The following is a 710-nucleotide window of genomic DNA, read 5'->3' as shown; positions in this document are numbered from 1 at the left end:
ACCGTCTTTTCGAAACATCATCGAAAGTTGCCTTTTGAGTAATAATGGTATACTTTTAACCCTATGGTTAATTTTGAATTTGATGAAGTTAAGAGTAACTCGAATCTTGAAAAACATGGTGTGGATTTCAATGTAGCTCAATTGCTTTGGAATGACCCAGATTTAATAGAGGTCCCAGTAAATACTCACGATGAACCAAGATATATCGTAATAGCCATGCTTAATGGTAAACATTGGACTGGTGTTATTACATATCGAGGTCAAAATATCCGAATAATTTCGGTTCGGCGATCAAGAAAAGGTGAGGTAAAGGTTTATGAAAGCTAATGAATTTGATGCAAAGTTTGACGATGGCGACGATATTCTAGGCGATCTAGATTTATCTAAAGCTAAGCGTCCAATGCAAACTCAAAAACGAGTAAATGTTGATTTTCCAACATGGATGATCGAATCATTAGATCGTGAAGCTAATCGTGTAGGTGTAACTCGCCAATCGATTATTAAAGTTTGGTTAGCGGAAAGATTAGAAAGTGTAGCGGCGAATCACGCAGCAAGCCACTGATATCAAAACGGTTAACAAATGCATCAACACGATTTACTACACTCGGCAATCTCAGTTTGCCGGGTGTTTCTCGTTTTAAGGCGTCAATATTAAGTATAATCGCATAGTAGTAAACGTGTTATGCAGGCGTTACACGAACTCTAAGATC

2 protein-coding genes are annotated in these 710 nt (G+C 37.6%); both read left to right on the top strand.

The window, feature by feature from the left end:
* Positions 1 to 63 precede the first annotated feature (63 nt).
* Positions 64 to 327, top strand: a complete 264-nt coding sequence (locus PVK63_RS19895; RefSeq protein ID WP_130088445.1) for a BrnT family toxin — start codon at positions 64 to 66, stop codon at positions 325 to 327.
* Complete coding sequence (gene brnA, locus PVK63_RS19890; RefSeq protein ID WP_065603886.1) at positions 317 to 562, top strand: type II toxin-antitoxin system BrnA family antitoxin; 246 nt, start codon at positions 317 to 319, stop codon at positions 560 to 562. Before PVK63_RS19895 ends, brnA begins: the two co-directional genes overlap by 11 nt.
* Positions 563 to 710: the final 148 nt, after the last annotated feature.

This window comes from Aliivibrio sp. S2TY2 (genome assembly GCF_028765525.1).
GTDB classification, from domain to species: Bacteria; Pseudomonadota; Gammaproteobacteria; order Enterobacterales; family Vibrionaceae; genus Aliivibrio; species Aliivibrio finisterrensis_A.
The sequence above is the reverse complement of the archived record's forward strand: the minus strand, read 5'-3'. Positions and strand labels throughout refer to the sequence as shown.